Source organism: Shewanella gelidimarina (assembly GCF_023283945.1).
Lineage (GTDB): Bacteria > Pseudomonadota > Gammaproteobacteria > Enterobacterales > Shewanellaceae > Shewanella > Shewanella gelidimarina.
On record NZ_JAKIKW010000053.1, the window covers coordinates 1 to 3,153 of the forward strand.

Sequence of the window (3,153 nt, forward strand, 5' to 3'; positions counted from 1 at the left end):
TGTACTAACTGTTATTCTCTTTAGCAGAGAATGGTGGTCGATACTGGGCTCGAACCAGTGACCCCCTCCTTGTAAGGGAGGTGCTCTCCCAGCTGAGCTAATCGACCTGGGTATTGTTACTATAAAATATTCACATCATCAAAAGATGGTGGTCGATACTGGGCTCGAACCAGTGACCCCCTCCTTGTAAGGGAGGTGCTCTCCCAGCTGAGCTAATCGACCTGGGACTTATCTAATTTTAACAACTATATTCTATTCAAAATAAAATATGGTGGTCGATACTGGGCTCGAACCAGTGACCCCCTCCTTGTAAGGGAGGTGCTCTCCCAGCTGAGCTAATCGACCTCGCTGCGTGGGGCCGTATTATAGGGGGGAACGATCTACTGTCAACGCTTTTTTAGATAAAAGGTGGTGCGCGGTTCAATTTTGCACGTATTGAAGCATAGTTAATCATTTCCGTCACGTAGCGTTAGGGTAAGTGATCAAATTTAGGCTTAATCATATTAGCGTGTTCGAATGAAAATAGTATATTTTTAGAGTGAAACGGATCTAATACCAATTCCATTAAGGATGTGATCAATTCAGAGCTTTTTCAGGACTTTCAATTCAAGGCGCATTGTGGAAGAAATGGTTATTCCCTTTTAAGACAATGCAACGCAGCAGTGAATGTTCTGAAAAGCTCACTGCGTGCGGGTTTTAAATCCCTTAATACGGCGCATGTGGCTTTCGATATAGAATAACTATTAGCGACAACCCACGTGCTTGTCTAAAGTGATTTAAATTCCCGCTGAATGGTCAACTTTTTAATGGAATTGGTATAACTTACAGACATTAACGATTAATGGTGCAGGATAAAGTTAATCATTGTTTATTGAAGGAGGGTTAGAGACGGATAAAAGTCAGTCTAGTGTTTAAAAGTGTCATTTCGGCCACAAAAATTGCCATATAGTAGCAGAACTATTTTCCCAGACCGCTTTGGCTGTTAGAATGTGCGCCACATTCATTGGTACAGTCTATTATTTAGACTTTCTATATTAGGTCAGTGTCCCATTATGACAATTAAGACGCGTTTTGCACCAAGCCCTACTGGTTTCCTACACGTTGGTGGTGCTCGAACAGCACTTTATTCATGGTTATATGCACGTGCAAACCAAGGCGAATTTGTATTACGAGTAGAAGATACAGATATTGAACGTTCTACACCAGAAGCATGCGCTGCGATTCTAGAAGGGATGGAGTGGTTAGGTTTAACGTGGGATGAAGGTCCTTACTATCAAACTAAACGTTTTGACCGTTATAACGAAATCATAGCTCAAATGTTAGAGCAGGGCAGTGCATATAAGTGTTATTGCAGCCGCGAACGTATTGAACTGATGCGTGAAGAACAGGCCGCTAAAGGTGAACAGCAGAAGTATGATGGTTGTTGCCGTTATAAAGCGCCTCGTGATACTGATGAACCATTTGTGATTCGTTTTAAAAATCCGACAGAAGGCAGCGTTGTTTTCAATGACCACGTACGTGGCCGCATTGAAATATCAAATAGCATGTTAGACGATTTGATCATCGCTCGTACCGAAGGTACACCTACTTATAACTTCTGTGTTGTCGTTGATGACTGGGATATGGGTATTACGTGTGTTGTTCGTGGTGAAGACCATATCAATAACACACCGCGTCAAATCAATATTTTGAAAGCGCTTGGTGCCCCGATCCCTGAATATGCTCATGTGGCGATGATTTTAGGTGATGATGGTGCTAAGTTGTCAAAGCGTCATGGTGCAGTTGGCGTTATGCAATATCGTGACGATGGCTATCTGCCTGAAGCACTGCTTAATTACCTTGTTCGTTTAGGTTGGTCTCATGGTGATCAAGAAGTTTTCTCTATTGATGAAATGAAGCAGCTCTTTAAGCTCGATGATATCAATAAAGCGGCTTCAGCCTTTAACACTGAAAAGTTGAATTGGTTGAATCAGCATTATATTAAAGAGATGGATCCAGAATATGTAGCTTCTCATCTTGAGTGGCACATGGCTGATCAAAATATAGATACCAGTAATGGCCCTAAATTAGCTGAAGTTGTAACAGCACTATCTGAACGTGCAAAAACATTAAAAGAACTTGCGGCGTCTAGTCGTTACTTCTTTGAAGACTTTAGCGACTTTGACGAAAACGCAGCTAAGAAGCATCTTCGAGGCGTTGCAATGGAGCCTCTTAAACTTATTCAGTCAAAATTATTACAACTGGAAGAGTGGAGTGTAGAGGCTATTCATCAAGCAATTGAAGATACAGCGAGCGAATTGGAAGTAGGAATGGGCAAAGTGGGAATGCCTTTACGCGTAGCGGTTACAGGCGCTGGTATGTCACCGGCTGTTGATCTAACCTTATTCTTGGTTGGAAAGGCTCGCTGTGAACAAAGAATCTCCAAAGCGATTGAATTTGTAGCAAATAGAATAAATACCTAAAAAACGAGTTGACACTTTTGGGTGTGCTGCATAGAATGCGCCACGCAGTTGAGACACTGGTAGCAAATGCTTATAGTGCACTCAAAGGTGATTTAGTTAGTGAGGGGCCTTAGCTCAGCTGGGAGAGCGCAACACTGGCAGTGTTGAGGTCAGCGGTTCGATCCCGCTAGGCTCCACCATCTAACTAATCTTAAGCGTTAAATCTTAGCCTACAAGATTTGACGAGTATTCACTCTTTGCAGAGTCTAATGCAGTCCGGGTCCCCTTCGAGTTTAAAGAAGAGAGCGCCTAGGACACCGCGCTATTTTTATTAAGAGCAGGGCGGTTGGTATCACTTTAAATGCCTTCTAAAGTGTTACTGGTAGGTCTTCGTTATATTAGAAGTAAAACAATATGTCCGGGTCCCCTTCGTCTAGAGGCCTAGGACACCGCCCTTTCACGGCGGTAACAGGGGTTCGAATCCCCTAGGGGATACCACACTTTTACGATGACTTGATGAATTTCGAGTGATTGGAAAACAAGCGTTAAATCTTAGCCTACAAGATTTGATGAGTATTCACTCTTTGCAGAGTCTAATGCAGTCCGGGTCCCCTTCGTCTAGAGGCCTAGGACACCGCCCTTTCACGGCGGTAACAGGGGTTCGAATCCCCTAGGGGATACCACCTTCTTTTTTATAAAGAAGAAAAATCAT

Annotated in this window: 1 protein-coding gene and 6 tRNA genes; 4 read left to right on the forward strand and 3 right to left on the reverse strand. The window is 43.0% G+C overall.

What is annotated here, in order from left to right; all coding sequences use genetic code 11:
- Window positions 1-31: 31 nt before the first annotated feature.
- The 3 genes from L2729_RS21380 to L2729_RS21390 all read right to left on the reverse strand — a co-directional run bounded on the left by L2729_RS21380 (window position 32) and on the right by L2729_RS21390 (window position 345).
- A tRNA-Val gene (locus tag L2729_RS21380) sits at window positions 32-107 on the reverse strand.
- A gap of 39 nt (window positions 108-146) precedes the next feature.
- Window positions 147-222: transfer RNA gene (locus L2729_RS21385), tRNA-Val, on the reverse strand.
- Window positions 223-269: 47 nt separating this feature from the next.
- Window positions 270-345 (reverse strand) — tRNA-Val (locus L2729_RS21390).
- Window positions 346-1,052: 707 nt separating this feature from the next.
- Between L2729_RS21390 and gltX the strand changes: the two genes are divergently transcribed.
- The 4 genes from gltX to L2729_RS21410 all read left to right on the forward strand — a co-directional run bounded on the left by gltX (window position 1,053) and on the right by L2729_RS21410 (window position 3,124).
- The gene (gltX, locus tag L2729_RS21395) at window positions 1,053-2,462 is read left to right on the forward strand and encodes a glutamate--tRNA ligase (protein ID WP_248990038.1); all 1,410 of its coding nucleotides are present in this window, start codon (window positions 1,053-1,055) and stop codon (window positions 2,460-2,462) included.
- Window positions 2,463-2,565: 103 nt separating this feature from the next.
- Window positions 2,566-2,641: transfer RNA gene (locus L2729_RS21400), tRNA-Ala, on the forward strand.
- Window positions 2,642-2,863: 222 nt separating this feature from the next.
- Window positions 2,864-2,939: transfer RNA gene (locus L2729_RS21405), tRNA-Glu, on the forward strand.
- Between the two features lie 109 nt (window positions 2,940-3,048).
- Window positions 3,049-3,124: transfer RNA gene (locus L2729_RS21410), tRNA-Glu, on the forward strand.
- Window positions 3,125-3,153: the final 29 nt, after the last annotated feature.